We start from the raw sequence: 17,242 nt of genomic DNA, 5'->3' as shown, positions 1-17,242 counted from the left end.
TTCATAATATGAACAGCTGTTTATTGGGCTTTAATGGCGGATTTGGGTCTGAAACTGGCAACGATGGTTGCATGGGTTTCGATATAGGGGCCATCTAACAGCTGAATGCAGTAGGGAACGGCGGCAAAGATGCCGTTGACTAAGACTTTGCCATTTTCATCTTTTACGCCTTCCAGCGTTTCTTTGATCGATTTAGGCTGGCCAGGCAGATTTAAAATCAAACACTGTTTGCGAATCACGCCCACCTGGCGGCTAAGTATGGCCGTGGGCACATAATGCAGGCTGATCTGGCGCATTTGCTCGCCAAAGCCCGGCATGACGCGATCTGCAATCGCCAGCGTAGCGTCAGGCGTCACATCGCGCAGCGCAGGGCCGGTGCCGCCAGTGGTGAGTATCAGGTGGCAACCTTCTGTATCCGCCAGGTCTTTAAGCGTGGCTTCGATCAGGTCTTGTTCGTCGGCAATTAAACGGCTGATGGTGTGATGCGGGCTGCTGAGCGCGCATCCCAGCCATTCTTCTAAGGCGGGGATGCCAAGATCCTGGTACACGCCGCTTGAGGCACGATCAGAAACAGAAACAAGGCCAATTTTTAGCGTGTTCATTGCGGGTTAAATCCTGAAATTACCATTCGGTCCCCGGCAGTAAGGGTAAGCGAGTGGTAATTGGTAATGATGTGTTCGGCGTGGCTGAGTTCCTGGGCCGTGTGCGATGAGGTAAGTGCAATCACCGGGATGCCCGCCGCTTGTGCCGATTGCACGCCGCTCAGCGCGTCTTCAAAAGCCACGCATTGCTGCGGATCTAAGCCAAATAGTGCCGCGCCTTTTAAAAAGGCCTCGGGATGCGGTTTGCCATGTGTAACATCGTCTGCCGAAATCAGCCTTGCTGGTGCAGGCAGGCCCGCATGCGCTAATTTAGCTAAGGCAATGTTGCGCGGGGCGGAGGTCACAACAGCCCATTGATCCGGGCGAAGCTGTGCCAGAAAATCCGCCGCGCCATCAATGGCCACTGTGCCATCTAAGGTACGCGCTTCTTCTTGCAATAAAACAGCCACTTCGGCTGCGGCATCAAGATGCGGTGCGACAAGGGCAATGGTTTCAATGCCGCGTCGTCCATGCACATGCTGCATGACAAAATCCGGATCTAAACGCTGGCGAACAGCCCATCGCCGCCACAACCCTTCAATACAAGGAGTTGAATCGACTAAGGTGCCGTCCATGTCGAACAGCAGTGCAGCACATTCGATTTGCCAGGTCATTTATTCCTCGTCTTCTTCTTCAGGGGCAGATACTTCAAGGCCGGGTAAGGCTGGCTCCGGAATGTACTGTTTGATTAATTTAAATAATTCGCGGAACGCTTTGGCTGGTTTTTGCAGCTCGCGCTCTTTTAAAGCATTGCGAACCAGCTGACGCAGCTGCTGAATTTCTACTGTCGGGTGTTCATTGACGAAATTTTCAACCACTTTCGGGTCAGCCAGCATGCCTTCGCGCAGGCGTTCCAGCCGGTGCAGCCATGCACTGTGGCGATCAGACAAACCGGCCAGCTTATTCAGCAGCTCATTAATCGGCTCCGGATCCACATCGCGCATCAGCTTGCCAATAAACTGCTTTTGTCTTGCCGTTGCCCCGTTAGCGGTGATTTTTTTTGCCGCTAAAATGGCGTCAAACAGGCGTTCCGGCAGCTTTAGCGTAGCCAGTTGTTTTTTATCCAGCGGAATCAGTTTTTCGCCGAGTTGTTGCAGCGCAGTCATCTCGCGCTTCATTTCTGTTTTGCTGACGTACTCGATATCGTCGTCAGGAAGGTCGTGTTTTGGTGTTGCCATGATAGGGTTACTTGCTTGCAAAACCGGTATGATACCAAAGACTGCCTCTTTCTCTGGCATAGAGTGCATAGAAAAAAGAACAGAGGCTCAGGGTTTTGATTAAAAATGAGCGCTTTGACAGTTTGTTCCGGCCGTCAAAGCGCCTTATATATCGCAAAAGTGTTTAATAACAACGAACCGCTAAACAGGAAATGAACTGTGTCCGAATTTAGTTTTGATCAGCAAGAATTATGTGATTTAGCCTCCATGGTGCTTGAGCAGGCGAAAAATCAAGGCGCAACAGCCTGCGATGTGGATGTGTCTGAAGGCTATGGGCAAAATGTATCGGTGCGCCTGGGTGAAGTAGAAACCATCGAATACAACCGCGATAAAGGGGTAGGCGTCACCGTTTATCTGGGTCAGCAAAAAGGCCATGCCAGCAGCAGTGATTTCTCAGCGGATGCCATTAAAGAAACAGTCCGGGCGGCGCTGGCCATTGCCCGCTTTACCGCCGCTGATTCATTTGCCGGCCTGCCGGATGCAGACCGGCTGGCAACGTCTTTTCCGGATTTTGATTTATACCATCCATGGGATTTATCGGTAGAAGGTGCCATTGCGCTGGCAACCGAGTGTGAAGACGCGGCGCGTGGTGTGGATGCGCGCATCAGTAATTCGGAAGGTGCATCGGTTTCCACCGGGGCAAGCCGTTTTGTGTATGCCAATTCCTTAGGTTTTATGGGGACGGAGCGCAGCTCGCGCTACAGCCTTTCTGCGGCGGTGATTGCCGAAGATGAATCGGGTATGCAGCGCGATTACTGGTATAGCTCGGCCAGATCACCAGAAGACCTGGATTCGGCTGTTGCTGTAGGAAAGCGGGCAGGCGAGCGCTCTTTACGCCGCCTTGGTGCCCGCCGCGTAAAAACGGGCGAATATCCGGTGCTGTTTGAAGCGCCGGTAGCTTCCGGCTTGATTGGTACTTTTGTGCAGGCTGTCAGTGGCAGCAGCCTTTACCGCAAATCAAGCTTTTTGCCAGACAGCCTGGGGCAGACTGTTTTTGCGCCTTGTGTCAGCATTAAAGAAGACCCCTTCCTTAAAAAAGGCATGAGCAGCGGCGCATTTGATGCTGAAGGCGTGGCTACCGTGGCGCGTGAAGTGGTCAGTCAGGGCGTGTTAAATGGCTATTTCTTATCCAGTTATTCCGCACGTAAATTAGGCATGAGCACCACCGGCAATGCGGGCGGCTCGCATAATCTGATTGTTGCGCCTACGCATACCTTTGCTCAATTGCTGGCCGGGATGGGTACGGGCTTGTTTGTGACCGAGCTGCTTGGCCACGGCACCAATATGGTGACGGGCGATTATTCCCGTGGTGCCGCGGGTTTTTGGGTAGAAAACGGTGTGATTCAATACGCGGTTGAAGAAATCACTATCGCCGGTAATTTGCGTGACATCTTTAAAAATATTGTTGGGATTGGTGATGACAGCCAGCCATGGTCCAGCCGCAAGGTGGGCTCGATTTTAGTAAGTAAAATGACGGTTGCTGGCGAGTAATTTGCTGGAACAAGGCGGAAAGGGGGGGGCAAGCTTCACCCCTTGTTCCGCCATTTTTTTGCCCGTCAGACGGGTTTTAGCTTTGCAACGCCACTGCCTCAGGGGGATCAAATGAGCGCTATTTACGGCAAGCCTGCCTATTGGGATGAGGCCACTGCGGCACTGGCTGCAGTTGACCCTGTGATGGCGGAGCTGATTGCCCGCTATCCCGGTATCAGTCTGGAAGGGCGCGGCGAAGTGTTTCATACCCTGGCCCGTGCCATTGTCGGCCAGCAAATTTCTGTTAAGGCGGCGGATTCGGTCTGGGCGCGTTTTGCGGCTCATGTGCAAAAAATTGAAGCTGCGCGTGTACTGGAAAGCAGTGTGGAGGATTTACGCGCTTGTGGCTTATCCGCCCGCAAAGTGGAATATCTTTGTGATTTAGCCAGGCATCAGCAGGCGGGCCTCCTGGATGTGGCGCTTTGGCATGATCTGGATGACGAGGCTGTGATTGGCAAGCTGGTCGATATCCGCGGCATAGGCCGCTGGACCGCCGAAATGTTTTTAATCTTTTACCTGCTCCGCCCCAATGTGCTGCCATTGGACGATATCGGCCTGCTCAAGGCGATTGCGCTGCTTTACCACAACAATGAACGACTCCCGCGAAATATTATATGTGACTTGGCGCAGAAATGGCAGCCCTGGCGCACCGTTGCTACATGGTATCTTTGGCGCAGCCTTGATCCGGTGCCGGTGGAGTATTAGTGGTGGTACTGGGGAGAAAGGTTAAAAAGCAATTTAGGCGCAGGGATCGGAGAGGACACAGGACACACAGAGGAAGTGTTGAGAAATCTAAGGTAAGACGATCATTGATCTGTATTTCTCTTAAGGTCTTTACCGTGTTCTGCTTTTAAGCGCCGTGTCTGCAGATCTTTCTTTTTTGGCGCTCATCAAAAAAGCATCACTCAAACGGTAAATCCAGTGACAGCGAGATCAGGCTGGATTCGATCAGCTCGTCCAGCAAGAAAGTAAAGTCTGCTGCTGCGCCTGAGGTGGGGGCGAAGTCGAAGATGTTTGCACCGCTGCCTACCGCCGCTGATAGCGCTTCTTGCTCTCTGATGCGGGTTTTAAGCACTTCTCCGGGGAAGTGTTTGATCAGCTGGCCAGCCACGGTTTCTGATGTGATTTGCCCCGGCGTGTAGCGGTTGATCAGAAAGCGCCTTGGTTTTCTGGCCTGAAACTTCTCAAGTCCTTTCAGTGTTTGCGCCAGCTGTACCGCGCCGTTCAGGGCCAAGTATTCGGCGGCAACGGGGGCCAGAATGATGTCGGCGGCAAACATGGCCGAAAACGACAACACACCCAGTGTTGGCGTGCAGTCAATGATAATGGGCAGGCCAAAGCCCGAAAGCATTTCTGCTGTCAGTGCCAGCTTCAGTCGCCATACATGATCTTTGTGGCGGGTAAGCTGCGCGTCTACTTTTCCCAGCTCTAAATGAGATGGCACAAAGTTAATGCCGTCATCTCTTGTAATAATTAGATCAGATAGTGTGCTTGCCCCCTGAAAGAAGCGATAAATGCTTTGGCTGCTTTTAGGTTTTATGCCGTAGAGCGAGGTGAGGTGAGCTTGCGGGTCTAAATCAATCACCAGCGGCTCTACGCCATTTTTGGCGATGGCGGCGGCCAGGTTGGCGCTGACGGTGGTTTTACCTACGCCACCTTTTTGATTGAAAACGACAATAACCGTCATAAATCTCACCGCGGTGATGAATGGAGTGGTGGGCAAGCCTGTCTGTACACAGGCAGGGGCTTGCTCAGAGTTGCTGTGCGATTCTAACTCGAAACGCTGTTTTAAAGCAGGGTGACAGGACTACTTAAGCAAATACTAAGGTTTCTGGTGCTTGAAAGCCGGCGGGCAAACGGCCCTTTTTTTGCAGGCAAGGCTGCTAAACTCATTAAAACATCCGCGCCGGGTTTGAATTTAGCCGATTTAGTGTGCGATGCAGCATTTTTTTATGACATGGAACAAAGATCGTGCTCAAGGTGTGAAAGTTGCCGACCTAAATGCGGCGCTTTGTTCTACATTGACGGCCTTCGCGGGCATCCTGTTTTTTCAGATGCATGCCCGCCAGCCTTACACCCCTTATTTGATGTGTTTTTTAGTAGCAAAGTTTGTTACGTGCTGAGGATGATATATGCAAACCTTTTTTGTGGCTCCAACCCGACAAAATGTCGGCCTTACTTCGGTTTCTTTAGGTGTGGTTCGCGCTTTGCAACACCAGGGTCTGAAAGTGGGATTTGTAAAGCCGGTTTCTCAAGAGCCGCAGGGTATTGAGCGCTCTACGCATTTTGCCTCACAAATTTGCCAGATTGAATGTCCGCAGTCTTTATCGATTGCGCAGGTTATTGCCCGCGTATCTGCAGGGCAGAATGATGAGTTATTGGAAGATATTGTCAGCCTGTGTATGGGCGCGGCGCATGGCGTGGATGTATTAGTGGTTGAAGGCATGCATTTGGATCCAAGCAATGCATTTACCGCCAGATTAAATAATGAAGTGGCCCGCAGCTTGCAGGCAGAAGTGATTTTAGTGGCCAATGCGCGCGCAACAGGGGCGGTGGCAGAATCCCGCCTTGCGGCCAGTCAGCTGAAAAATGAAGGCTGCAAAGTAGCCGGTGTGATTTTCAATAAAGCCACCGCGCAGTTTGACGCAGCTTCTGTGCAATACGAGCTGGATGGTATTCCGTTGTGGGGCTTTATTAAGTTTGATCCGGCTTTGCTTGCGCCGCGCACTTTAGATATTGCCCGTCATTTGAATGCAGAAATCCTGATTGAAGGCGATATTGCAAACCGCCGCGTGCTGGAAACCGTGGTGGCAGCCCGCTCTGTTCCTGAAGTGATTGAGCGTCTGAAAGCAGGTGCTTTAGTGGTCAGCGCCGGGGACAGAGATGATGTGATGCTGGCAACCGCTCTGGCCGCCAGCCAGGGTGTGCAGCTGGCCGGGTTGCTGCTGACGCATTCCAGCCAGCCGGACAGCCGTATTCTGGAGTTATCACGCCAGGCCTTAACCAGCGGCATTCCGGTGATGCGCACAGACAGCGACAGCTTTAATACCGCGATTCGTATTACCCAATTGCCGCCGGCGGTAGCCACCGACGACAGCGAGCGCATGAATCTGGTGCTGGATGCCGTATCCGAGCAAATCGATATGGCCATGCTGATGAATGCGGTGCAAGTGCCGCCATCGTCACGCATGTCACCACCGGCTTTCCGTTATCAGCTTATCCAGAAAGCGCGCTCAGTGCGTAAAACCGTGGTCTTGCCTGAGGGCGAAGAGCCACGCACTATTCGTGCCGCCATTATTTGTGAAGAAAAAGGCATTGCCCACTGCGTCTTGCTGGGTAAACGCGCCACCATCGAAGCCATTGCCGCTGCGCAGGGTGTGATGTTGCCAGAAAGCCTTGAGATTCTGGATCCGGATGTGATCCGCGCTGAGTATGTAGATCCGATGGTTGAGCTGCGTAAGAGCAAGGGCCTTACCCCTGGTCAGGCATTGCAACAGCTTGAAGATACCGTTGTGCTGGGCACCATGATGCTGGCTGTGAACAAGGTGGATGGCCTGGTGTCCGGCGCGATCCACACCACAGCAAGTACGGTGCGCCCTGCGTTGCAGCTGATCAAAACTGCGCCTGGCTCGTCGATTGTTTCTTCGGTGTTCTTTATGCTGATGCCGGAGCAGGTGCTGGTTTATGGCGATTGCGCGATTAATCCTAACCCGAATGCAGTGCAATTGGCCGAGATTGCGAAGCAAAGTGCTGATAGTGCCCGCGCATTTGGTGTGGACCCTAAAGTAGCCATGATCAGCTACAGCACCGGCAAATCCGGTGCGGGGGCCGATGTGGATAAAGTACGCGAAGCCACTGAGCTGGCCCGCAGCAGCTACCCTGATCTGGTGCTGGATGGCCCGCTGCAATACGACGCAGCATCGGTATCTGAAGTGGCGGCGCAAAAAGCGCCAAGCAGCGCTGTGGCAGGCAAGGCAACCGTGTTTGTATTCCCTGATCTGAATACAGGTAACACCACGTATAAGGCCGTACAACGCAGCGCCCATGTGGTGAGTGTTGGTCCAATGTTGCAAGGTTTGCGTAAGCCAGTCAATGATTTGTCACGCGGCGCATTGGTCGATGATATTGTGTTTACCATTGCCCTGACTGCCATTCAGGCGCAAAACCTGGCGGCGTAATCAATTTGCCAGAGATAAAAACCGGGCCTTGTGCCCGGTTTTTTTATGCCTGAACCTGCTGTTGCCAGGTGTGATGCTGTTTTATTTGCTGAGTGAATGTTGTTTTGAGAGTGGCTGTCTGACTGGATAGTTTTAGCTATTGCCCGTGTTTATATTGTAAAAAGTTGCGCACATATTTATCCCGATTAAATTGAACCGCTTGCACTGGCTTAAGTCTGATTCGGAATTTCAATAAAATAAGATAATCGTAATCTGTTTAAAAGTAGAATGGGTCCGGTAGAAAGATTTGTTCTGTGTAATTCCAATGAAAAAAATGGAGACGCCCCAATGAGCCGTCGACGTATGCCTTATTTGCCCGAGTTTATTGCACCAACCCGCCATGCAGATCCGCTTGAGGCCCTTGCGCAGGTGCGTTTGATTTATGAAAGCAGTGTGGCGCATTTGCGCGATGCCATGCAGCGTTTTGTGGCCGGCGAAGCCTTGCCAGGCCATGTTCGGGCTTACTATCCTTTTGTAAGAATTCAAACCGATACCGTTGCAAGGCTCACCAATGAGAGTGCGCATTTAAGCTATGGCTTTGTAGCGGGGCCGGGCAGCTTTGAAACCACTTTAACCCGCCCGGATCTTTACGACAGATATTATCTGGAGCAATTTACGCTGCTCTTGCAAAGCCATCAGAATGAATTAGAAGTTGGCGTAAGCACCCAGCCCATGCCGGTGCATTTCTCTTTTGCCGAGCACGATCATATTGAAGGCACGCTCACAGCAGAGCGCCGCCAGCTGATGCGCGATATGTTTGATCTGCCAGATTTATCTGCCATGGATGATGGCATTGCCAACGGCACTTACGAGCCTAAGCCGGGCGAGCCGGAGCCGCTGTCTTTGTTTACAGCAGCGCGGGTTGATTACTCCCTGCACCGCTTGCGTCATTACACGGGCACGGTGCCCGAGCATTTTCAGAATTTTGTACTGTTTACCAATTACCAGTTTTACATTGATGAGTTCGTGCGGCTTGGGCATGAATGCATGCAAGACCCGGATAGTGAATACATTGCCTTTGTAGAGCCGGGCAATGTGATCACCCGCCGCATTGGCCTTGATGCCGAAGCCATTGATGCGCTGGGCGCAGCACCACCGCGCCTGCCGCAAATGCCTGCTTACCATTTGATCCGTGCAGATAACACTGGGATTAGTATGGTGAATATCGGCGTTGGCCCCGCCAATGCCAAAACCATTACCGACCATATCGCCGTATTGCGCCCCCATGCGTGGGTCATGCTGGGCCATTGCGCGGGCCTGCGAAATTCGCAGCAAATGGGCGATTACGTGCTGGCGCACGGCTATGTGCGTGAAGATCATGTGCTGGATGAAGATTTGCCACTTTGGGTGCCGGTGCCTGCCCTGGCTGAAATTCAGCTGGCCTTAGAAGCGGCTGTTTCACAAATCACCGAAATGAAAGGCGCCGAGCTAAAAAGCATTATGCGTACCGGCACCGTGGCCAGCACCGATAACCGCAATTGGGAATTACTCCCCGACAACCGCCCGCAGCGCCGCTTTAGCCAAAGCCGCGCCATTGCGCTGGATATGGAAAGCGCCACCATCGCCGCCAACGGCTTCAGATTCCGCGTGCCTTACGGAACGCTGCTTTGTGTGAGCGATAAACCGCTGCACGGCGAAATCAAACTACCTGGTATGGCTAATCACTTCTACCGCGAGCGGGTTGATCAGCACTTGCGAATTGGTATTCGGGCCATGGAGCTGTTGCGCGATCAGGGCGAGGGGCAGTTGCATAGCCGTAAGCTGAGAAGTTTTGCTGAGGTGGCGTTTCAGTGAGGTTTATGTTTTTGCTGGGGTGTGCTTAAAGCGCAGTTTGGTGTGCTCTTTTGCAGAAAAAATAAGCCGGTGCGGGAGCATCGGCTTGTTTTTTTCATGTTAAATTTGAAAATTTTAAGAAAATTTCGTGTAAACATGCTTACATGCTGTCAAGTAAAAGCCTAATATTGCTGTCGTTTAATTTTTTGATTTTATTTAGTGCCTGCGGCACGTGAATTTACAGTCGCAGTCCGCGACGGGGACTCACTTTCTTTGCTTCGCCAAAGAAAGTAAGCAAAGAAAGGCGACCCGAAGCGCACCCCGCTCCGCGGTTCCCTCGCGTGGCGTGAGCCAAACGATAAACCTGTTCGTCTCCCTTCGTGCTCGGTGTGCTTAAACGGGATTTAAAGCCCCAGTTCTATGAGCGTGGCAGATAGGTGCGAAGAAAGCTCGCGGGTAGGCGCACGTACTCATGTGTATTGAGTTTGGTGTCGAAGTGAATAGGATTTTGATTTGTATTTTTGAAGGTCTAAAAAAATACTTTTACGGGAAATTGAATTTACTTAACTTACGTCAAATACAGGTCCAGGTCTCATAGGTTCCCCTTTCTTTACTGGCACTGCCGGAACTGGGAAAAGTGAATGTGCCCTCCACTTGGACGAATATCTTGCATGAAATTTGACGGTCTTGCTGAAAGCTCGAGACTTATGGAGTCTTTATCTTTGCGAATAACCAACTTGCCCAAGTTGTTACATAGATACTTCGTTGGCACAACAAGATAATGCAGTTCGTTGTTTGAGAAATCATGAGCCAAAATGTGCAGGACTTCATGACTTCCAGATGTCACTTTTTTGCGGGGAATGTCATACCACCATACAGCTTTGCTTGCATTGATATTTGCAAAGTGAGTTGCATTGGAGTCGAGGTTGACATTGGGCTGTTCACGGTAAAGTCTTGCAATAGCATCGCTCTTCGATAATTTGACGGACATGACGCGAACCTCTTTCAATGATTGATGTGCTAAGTGGCTGACGTTAAATCTTGGCGTATAACCACTGCGCAAAGAATAATGCCATGTTTTCCATCACAAGCCACAAAAGTAAATAAGAGAGGAGAGGGGACGCACGCAGTCCATTTATAGACTGCACTAAAGCGCAGCGTAGTACACGGTGCAGGTGGGAATAAAAAAAGGGCCTGCCAGATGACCCTTTTTTGCCGCTTAAAACTTACAAAGCCTCTGCCGCATAATCCGCCAACCTGGAGCGCTCGCCACGAGTGAGGGTGATGTGGCCGGAGTGCTCCCATGTTTTAAAGCGATCGACTACGTAAGTCAGCCCTGAGCTGCCCTCCGTCAGGTAGGGGGTGTCGATCTGGCTGATATTACCCAGGCACACTACCTTAGTGCCGGGGCCGGCGCGGGTGATGAGGGTTTTCATTTGTTTGGGCGTTAAGTTTTGCGCCTCGTCGATAATCAGGAATTTCTTGAGGAAGGTGCGGCCGCGCATAAAGTTGAGCGATTTCACTTTAATGCGTGAGCGGATTAAATCGCGCGTGGCTGCACGCCCCCAGTCGCCGGCTTCGGCGTCAGATTGGTTGAGCACATCGAGGTTGTCTTCCAGCGCCCCCATCCACGGCATCATTTTTTCTTCTTCGGTGCCGGGTAAAAAGCCGATGTCTTCCCCAACCGGCACGGTAACGCGGGTCATGATGATTTCGCTGTAAATCTTGGATTCCAACGTTTGCGCAAGGCTGGCCGCAAGCGTGAGCAGGGTTTTGCCTGTGCCTGCCTGGCCCAGCAGGGAGACAAAATCAACATCGGGATTCATCAGCAGATTAAGTGCGAAATTTTGCTCGCGATTGCGGGCGACAATGCCCCAGATGGCATTTTTGTTATGACTGTAGTCTTTCAGACTTTCAATCAGCGCCGTTTTGCCTTCTACGTTGATAACGCGGGCAGATAAAGGCGTGTCGCCTGCCTGATAAAGCAGCTGGTTAACGTACAGCTCGGCACAGTCCGGGCCTTTTATTTTCCAGTAGCTGCGGCCGCCTTCCTGCCAGCTTTGCAGATCTTTGCCGTTGCGCTCCCAAAATTTTTGGTTAATTTCGCGCATGCCGGTGTAAAGCAGATCGGTGTCTTCTAATACCTTATCGTTAAAGTAATCTTCTGCCGCCAAACCCATCGCCCGCGCTTTGATGCGCATATTGATGTCTTTGGAAACCAGAATCACCTGGCGCTGGGTGTGCATTTGCTGCAGATGGTGTACCACGCCCAGAATCTGGTTGTCGGCTTTGCCCATAGGGAGCTGGGCGGGCAGTACGCTGGTAATGGCTTCGGTTTGCATAAACAGCCGGCCCAGCGCCTGGCCTTTGCTGGCGGTATCAAGCAGTACGCCGTTATGCAGATCGGATTCTTTGCCGGAAATCAGCTCTTCCAGAAAACGGCTGGCTTGCCGGGCATTACGGGCGACTTCGGATGTGCCTTTTTTGTTGTTGTCGAGCTCTTCTAAAGTCATCATCGGCAGAAAGAGATCGTGCTCCTCAAAGCGGAAGAGCGAGGTGGGGTCGTGCATTAAAACATTGGTATCCAGAACGAAGAGCTTGGTGACACTCGGTGCTTTGCGCTTGCGGGTTGCCATGATGAACTCCTGGAACGGAAAAAGGTGGGCTGGGGTGAGTGGACAAAACCTGAGCCTTGTGCGGCCTCACCCTGCAATGCAACTTAAAGCGTTTTTACAAACTCCAGTACTTCTGTTACATGACCCGGCACTTTCACGCCACGCCATTCTTTAGCGATTTCTCCTTCTTTGTTGATCACAAAGGTGCTGCGCTCAATTCCCCTTACATCCTTACCATACATCTTCTTTTGCTTCATGACATCAAAAGCCAGGCAAGCTGTCTCATCCGGGTCAGAAACTAGCTCGAAAGGATATTCTTGTTTGGCTTTGAAGTTTTCGTGGCTTTTAAGGCTGTCTCTGGAAATGCCAAAAACAAGGCATTGGGCAGCGAGAAATTCGGCATGATGATCGCGAAAATCACCGCCTTCGGTGGTGCAGCCCGGGGTGCTGTCCTTGGGGTAGAAATAGAGCACAAAGGCCTGGCCTTTCAGTGCGGTGGTATCGAAGTGCAGATTGGATGTGGTGGCGAGTTTTAATTCTGGACAAAGCTTGTTGGGCATCAAGAGAATCTCCTTAGTTGTGATGATTATAGATGCGTGGCAGATGCTCCGCAGCTACAATAGCCGCAAATATGTAATGGGGATGTGACAGTAATGAGTATCAAATCAGATAAGTGGATTCGTCGTATGGCCAGCGAGCACGGCATGATCGAGCCGTTTGTGCCAGGCCAGGTGAAGGAAGTAAACGGCGAACGTATTGTTTCTTATGGTACTTCCAGCTACGGCTACGATATTCGCTGTGCCGATGAGTTTAAAGTTTTTACCAATATTAACTCGACCATTGTTGATCCAAAAAACTTTGATGAAGGCAGCTTTGTGAATGTTTCTGGTAAGGGTTATTGCATTATCCCGCCAAATTCTTTCGCGCTGGCACGTACTGTGGAATATTTCCGTATTCCGCGTAATGCCCTGACGGTGTGCCTGGGTAAGTCCACTTACGCGCGTTGCGGCATTATTGTGAATGTCACTCCGTTTGAGCCGGAGTGGGAAGGTTATGTAACGCTGGAGTTCTCTAACACCACGCCGCTGCCCGCCAAGATTTACGCCAACGAAGGCGTAGCGCAGGTCTTGTTCTTTGAGGCCGATGAAGACGATGTTTGTGAAACTTCTTACCGCGATCGCGGTGGTAAGTATCAGGGCCAAAGTGGCGTAACGCTGCCTAAGACCTGAGTTTTACCCTTCTTTCCCGCAGGCCCGTATCCGTACGGGCCTGTTTTTTGATCAATACTGCAAGGATTGCCGATGACCCCGCTGATTTCCGCTTCGCAATTACAAGAGCAACTGGCCGATGTGCTGCTGATTGATTGCCGTCATGATCTGGCTAATCCGCAGGCGGGGCGATTGGCTTATGCAGAAGGCCATTTGCCGGGTGCGCATTTCCTGCATCTGGACGACGATCTTTCCGGGATTAAAACAGGGACGAATGGCCGCCATCCTTTGCCTGATCCGCAAGTTTTGGCGGATAAGCTGGCAAGCCTTGGGGTAAGCAGCAATCGCCATGTGGTGGCTTACGACGCGCAGGGTGGAATGTACGCGGCCAGATTGTGGTGGCTGCTGCGCTGGCTGGGGCACGATCAGGTGCAGGTTTTGGACGGTGGGATGCCGGCCTGGCAGGGCGGGGTGGTTAAAGACTTGCCCGTGCCAGTCGCTGCCAAATTTGTTGCGGAACTGCGTCCTGAATTAAAGGTGGAGGTAAAAGAGGTGCTGGAAAATATCCATAGTGCCGTTTTTACCGTTGTGGACGCTCGTTCTCCTTCCCGTTTTATGGGGGAGGGCGAAACACTGGATCCGGTGGGCGGGCATATCCCTAGTGCAATCAATCGTTTTTTTCAAAATAATTTGCAGGAGGATGGCCGCTTTAAACCTGCGGGTGTGCTGAAGGCCGAGTGGCAGCTGTTGCTGGCCGGTCTGGATGCCGCTCATACCGTGCAACAATGCGGCTCGGGTGTAACGGCCTGTCATAATCTGCTGGCACTGGAAGTGGCGGGCCTGAGTGGCGCAAGGCTCTATGCAGGTTCATGGAGTGAATGGTGCGCGGACGCGGCAAGGCCCGTTGTTAGATACCTTGCGTAATCTTTGACGCAAGGTAAGTTGGCAAACAGCCCGCTTGGTAGAAAAACCAGCGGGTTTTTTCTTGCTATTTTATATATAAAAATATATTATGTGTTTAAGTATTTTAATAAAGGAAGAAAAAATGAGTCACAGCTATAAAGAAGTCGTGAGTGATATCAGTGCTCAGCTTGCCCAAATGAATAAAGCGATTCCGGCAACCATGGCAGGTTTTGGTCAAATGGCCAAAGCCACTCACAGCGATGGTGCGCTGGATAAAAAAACCAAAGAATTGATCGCAATGGCCATTGGTATTGCCGCCCGTTGCCAGGGCTGTTTAGGTTTTCACGCTAAAGCGTGTGTCAGTATGGGCGTGAGCCGTGCGGAGTTTATGGAAATGCTGCAAGTCGCCATCTATATGGGCGGCGGCCCCAGTGTGATGACGGGGGCGGAGGCTTTGCAGGCTTATGAGGAGTTTGGCGGGGAAAGGGGTGTGAGTGGCTCGTAATAATTTATTCGTAAACTAGTCTTAGCTACTAAGTTATTTTTTAGGCATGGGGCAGAGCATGGGTGAATTTACAAATCAAAATATTGAAAAATATTATTTTGAGCAGTTTCGTAAGCACTGTTCTTTGCCTGATGGTGAAGTTGTTTATAGAGATAAGCCAGACGTTATTATCATTGGTAAACAAACGCTTGGAATTGAAATTACACAATTGTATTTTGATGAGGAAGATGGGCCAAGGAGCCAGCAGGCTCAATACCGGGGAATGGCAGATGTTGTTAGTCAGGCTCAGTCAATATATTTTTCAGACTCTCGGAAAAGTATAGAGCTTCATGTGTCCTTCAATTTAAATTGCCCAATTAATGATGTTAAAGCCCTTGCTGCTTCTTTGGCTGATATAGCAAAGGTGCTTGAATATCATGAAACGGGTAGCGTGCCCCCACGATTTTTTGCTCATGTTCCTGAGTTGGATTTTATTTATTGCAACTCTAATAAGTATTCCAATGTTCAATGGCAGGTTTCCCAGCGTTTTAAAGGGAGGAACCTCTCTGTCGTAAGGGTCAAGAAAGTTGTTGCGAAGAAGGAGCAGAAACTTTCTGGGTATGAACACTGTGACAGTTATTGGTTGCTTTTGGTGGTGGACTTTATGGATCCTGCACAAGATCAAGAGCTGGTTTGGCCTAGTCATGCTGCGGCGTTGGAAACGTCGTACAGTCGGGTCATCATATATAAATCTCCACTTTATCAGTGCCTTGAAATTCCAGTAATTGAGCGGCGTACATGAGGGGAGCTATGGTGATGGTTGATATGAAAAACGGCTTTAAACTTGGATAGTTCAAAGCCGTTTTTATTTAAGGTGCCTAACTGCCAAAGCTATTTGGGTAGTTTGGGCCATCTTTCAGTAGTTGTGGTAGCGCGTAGCCAGCCACGCAAAATATCGACTTCTTCCCGCTCCAGATTGGCGCGGGTAAACATGCGGCGCATTCTGGGCATCAGGCGCTTTGGGGCGTCGGGCTTAAGAAAACCAATCGTACTCAGCGTTTTTTCCAGATGGGTAAAGAAATGCTCCATTGCATCGTGCGTGGCGCTGTCACGGCTTTCGGCAAGATAGGATACGTCGTCAGCAAGGGTGGCGAAGATTTCGTAGGCGAATACTTGCACGGCTTGTGCCAGATTCAGGCTGGAGTAATCCGGATTGGTGGGGATGGTGGCCATGCGGTTGCAAAGCAGCACTTCATCAATCGTCAGGCCAGACATTTCCGTGCCAAACACCAGCGCAATATCCTGACCTGCCTGGATGGTCTGAATAATTTCTGGCGCAAGCTGTCTTGGCGTTTGCAGCGGGTGTGCGAGTTCTCTGCGGCGTGCGGTCAGGGCAATTTGCAAAGTGGTGCCTGCCAGGGCTTCTTCCATGCTGCTGACAACGACAGCGGTATTAAGCACATCATCCGCATTGCTGGCCAGAGCGGTGGCCGTGTCCGATGGAAATTCCTTGGGGTTGATCAGGTAAAGCTTGTTGATTCCCATAGTTTTCATGGCACGGGCGGTGGAGCCGATGTTGCCGGGGTGGGAGGTGTGGGAGAGCACAACCCGGATGCGGGAGAGGCATTCGGCAGAGGTATTACTGATAGTTTCTTGAGTCATTTTAAGAACACTTGTTTATTCATTGTGAGAGCACAGGTAGAATAGCGGCCAATCTTATATCGGGTAGCCCGAAATGGGTTGGAATGCGATTTTGATCCGCACGAATATATACTGTGATTCATGCTGTGTCGCGTTTTTTAAGCTGCGCTGCCCCGTTGGTCGATCTTTTACTTTTAATCAGGAATAGCCATGCATCCAATGCTCAATACCGCTGTGCGCGCTGCGCGCCGCGCTGCTTCTATCATTCAACGTGCTTCCAGTAATCTGGATCATTTAGCCGTTGAGAAAAAAGGTCATAACGACTTTGTTTCCGAAGTAGACCGTGCCGCCGAACAAGCGATTATTGATACCATCCTCGAAGCGTATCCAACGCACGCTATTATGGCCGAAGAGTCGGGTAACCGCGGTCAGTCAGAATACACATGGATTATTGATCCATTGGATGGCACCACCAATTTCTTGCATGGCGTTCCTCAGTACGCAGTATCGATTGCACTGGAACATAAAGGCGTGATTACCCAGGCCGTTGTTTATGATCCTTGCCGCAATGATTTGTTTACCGCAACGCGTGGTGTAGGCGCTTACCTGAATGATCGTCGTATCCGCGTTTCTAAAGTGCGTGAATTAACCGATGGTTTGATCGCCACTGGTTTTCCGTACACCCGCTTTGATAATCTTGAAAACTACATCAATATTTTCCGTGATATGACACAAAAGTCGGCTGGCTTGCGTCGTCCGGGCGCTGCCGCCCTGGATCTGGCCTATGTGGCTTGCGGCCGTTACGATGGTTTCTTTGAATTTGATCTTAAAACAGTCGATATCGCTGCAGGCTCCTTGCTGGTGCAAGAGGCGGGTGGTTTGGTGACTGATTTAAATGGCGAAGAAGGCTTCTTGCAATCTGGCGATATTCTGTGTGGTACACCGCGTGTATTCGGCCAGATGTTGTCGGTAATTCGTCAGCACAATAAATAATTAATGCGTATTTCTTAGCG

General features: G+C 50.9%; 17 protein-coding genes. 9 read left to right on the top strand and 8 right to left on the bottom strand.

Features of this window, described 5'->3' with window-relative positions; all coding sequences use genetic code 11:
- Nucleotides 1-20 precede the first annotated feature (20 nt).
- From mog to yjgA, 3 genes are read right to left on the bottom strand one after another with little or no spacing between them, the layout of a single operon-like run.
- Nucleotides 21-602, bottom strand: coding sequence for a molybdopterin adenylyltransferase (mog, locus tag HA050_RS04655; protein WP_166822691.1), 582 nt, complete (start codon nucleotides 600-602; stop codon nucleotides 21-23).
- Nucleotides 599-1,255, bottom strand: coding sequence for an HAD-IA family hydrolase (locus HA050_RS04650; RefSeq protein ID WP_166822688.1), 657 nt, complete (start codon nucleotides 1,253-1,255; stop codon nucleotides 599-601). The genes mog and HA050_RS04650 overlap by 4 nt, the downstream gene beginning before the upstream one ends.
- Complete coding sequence (gene yjgA, locus HA050_RS04645; RefSeq protein WP_166822685.1) at nucleotides 1,256-1,819, bottom strand: ribosome biogenesis factor YjgA; 564 nt, start codon at nucleotides 1,817-1,819, stop codon at nucleotides 1,256-1,258.
- 198 nt (nucleotides 1,820-2,017) lie between these two features.
- On the opposite strand from yjgA, the gene pmbA reads away from it, so the two are divergent.
- Nucleotides 2,018-3,349, top strand: coding sequence for a metalloprotease PmbA (gene pmbA / locus HA050_RS04640; protein ID WP_166822682.1), 1,332 nt, complete (start codon nucleotides 2,018-2,020; stop codon nucleotides 3,347-3,349).
- Nucleotides 3,350-3,460: 111 nt separating this feature from the next.
- Nucleotides 3,461-4,093, top strand: a complete 633-nt coding sequence (locus tag HA050_RS04635) for a DNA-3-methyladenine glycosylase family protein (protein WP_166822679.1) — start codon at nucleotides 3,461-3,463, stop codon at nucleotides 4,091-4,093.
- A gap of 196 nt (nucleotides 4,094-4,289) precedes the next feature.
- Here HA050_RS04635 and HA050_RS04630 read toward each other — a convergent pair whose 3' ends face one another.
- Nucleotides 4,290-5,075, bottom strand: coding sequence for a ParA family protein (locus HA050_RS04630; RefSeq protein ID WP_166822676.1), 786 nt, complete (start codon nucleotides 5,073-5,075; stop codon nucleotides 4,290-4,292).
- A 445-nt stretch (nucleotides 5,076-5,520) separates the two neighbouring features.
- Between HA050_RS04630 and pta the strand changes: the two genes are divergently transcribed.
- Both pta and HA050_RS04620 read left to right on the top strand, forming a co-directional pair.
- The gene (gene pta / locus HA050_RS04625; protein ID WP_099396159.1) at nucleotides 5,521-7,566 is read left to right on the top strand and encodes a phosphate acetyltransferase; all 2,046 of its coding nucleotides are present in this window, start codon (nucleotides 5,521-5,523) and stop codon (nucleotides 7,564-7,566) included.
- A gap of 327 nt (nucleotides 7,567-7,893) precedes the next feature.
- Nucleotides 7,894-9,399 carry an AMP nucleosidase gene (locus tag HA050_RS04620; RefSeq protein ID WP_240928979.1) on the top strand — a complete coding sequence of 502 codons (1,506 nt, stop codon included), beginning with the start codon at nucleotides 7,894-7,896 and terminating at the stop codon, nucleotides 9,397-9,399.
- Nucleotides 9,400-9,988: 589 nt separating this feature from the next.
- Here HA050_RS04620 and HA050_RS04615 read toward each other — a convergent pair.
- The 3 genes from HA050_RS04615 to HA050_RS04605 all read right to left on the bottom strand — a co-directional run bounded on the left by HA050_RS04615 (nucleotide 9,989) and on the right by HA050_RS04605 (nucleotide 12,553).
- On the bottom strand, nucleotides 9,989-10,369 hold the full coding sequence (locus tag HA050_RS04615; RefSeq protein WP_166822673.1) for a hypothetical protein: 381 nt from the start codon (nucleotides 10,367-10,369) through the stop codon (nucleotides 9,989-9,991).
- 235 nt (nucleotides 10,370-10,604) lie between these two features.
- On the bottom strand, nucleotides 10,605-12,014 hold the full coding sequence (locus tag HA050_RS04610) for a PhoH family protein (RefSeq protein WP_099396156.1): 1,410 nt from the start codon (nucleotides 12,012-12,014) through the stop codon (nucleotides 10,605-10,607).
- An 83-nt stretch (nucleotides 12,015-12,097) separates the two neighbouring features.
- Nucleotides 12,098-12,553 carry a peroxiredoxin gene (locus tag HA050_RS04605; protein WP_180273476.1) on the bottom strand — a complete coding sequence of 152 codons (456 nt, stop codon included), beginning with the start codon at nucleotides 12,551-12,553 and terminating at the stop codon, nucleotides 12,098-12,100.
- Between the two features lie 93 nt (nucleotides 12,554-12,646).
- On the opposite strand from HA050_RS04605, the gene dcd reads away from it, so the two are divergent.
- From dcd to HA050_RS04585, 4 genes are all read left to right on the top strand, one after another.
- Nucleotides 12,647-13,222 carry a dCTP deaminase gene (gene dcd, locus HA050_RS04600; protein WP_099396154.1) on the top strand — a complete coding sequence of 192 codons (576 nt, stop codon included), beginning with the start codon at nucleotides 12,647-12,649 and terminating at the stop codon, nucleotides 13,220-13,222.
- A gap of 72 nt (nucleotides 13,223-13,294) precedes the next feature.
- The gene (locus HA050_RS04595) at nucleotides 13,295-14,125 is read left to right on the top strand and encodes a sulfurtransferase (RefSeq protein WP_166822670.1); all 831 of its coding nucleotides are present in this window, start codon (nucleotides 13,295-13,297) and stop codon (nucleotides 14,123-14,125) included.
- A gap of 121 nt (nucleotides 14,126-14,246) precedes the next feature.
- Nucleotides 14,247-14,609 (top strand): carboxymuconolactone decarboxylase family protein, encoded by a 363-nt coding sequence (locus HA050_RS04590; RefSeq protein WP_166822668.1) that lies wholly within the window; start codon nucleotides 14,247-14,249, stop codon nucleotides 14,607-14,609.
- A gap of 58 nt (nucleotides 14,610-14,667) precedes the next feature.
- On the top strand, nucleotides 14,668-15,390 hold the full coding sequence (locus HA050_RS04585; protein ID WP_166822665.1) for a hypothetical protein: 723 nt from the start codon (nucleotides 14,668-14,670) through the stop codon (nucleotides 15,388-15,390).
- An 89-nt stretch (nucleotides 15,391-15,479) separates the two neighbouring features.
- Here HA050_RS04585 and HA050_RS04580 read toward each other — a convergent pair whose 3' ends face one another.
- Nucleotides 15,480-16,250 carry an RNA methyltransferase gene (locus HA050_RS04580; RefSeq protein ID WP_166822662.1) on the bottom strand — a complete coding sequence of 257 codons (771 nt, stop codon included), beginning with the start codon at nucleotides 16,248-16,250 and terminating at the stop codon, nucleotides 15,480-15,482.
- Between the two features lie 189 nt (nucleotides 16,251-16,439).
- Here HA050_RS04580 and HA050_RS04575 point away from each other — a divergent pair, with 189 nt between their 5' ends.
- Nucleotides 16,440-17,222: an inositol monophosphatase family protein gene (locus HA050_RS04575; RefSeq protein ID WP_046350063.1), complete on the top strand. Its 783-nt coding sequence runs from the start codon at nucleotides 16,440-16,442 to the stop codon at nucleotides 17,220-17,222.
- Nucleotides 17,223-17,242 lie beyond the last annotated feature (20 nt).

The organism is Iodobacter violaceini, assembly GCF_011601265.1.
In the GTDB taxonomy this organism is placed as follows: Bacteria; Pseudomonadota; Gammaproteobacteria; order Burkholderiales; family Chitinibacteraceae; genus Iodobacter; species Iodobacter violaceini.
Note: the sequence above shows the minus strand (reverse complement) of the source record. Positions and strands in the feature narration are given on the sequence as shown.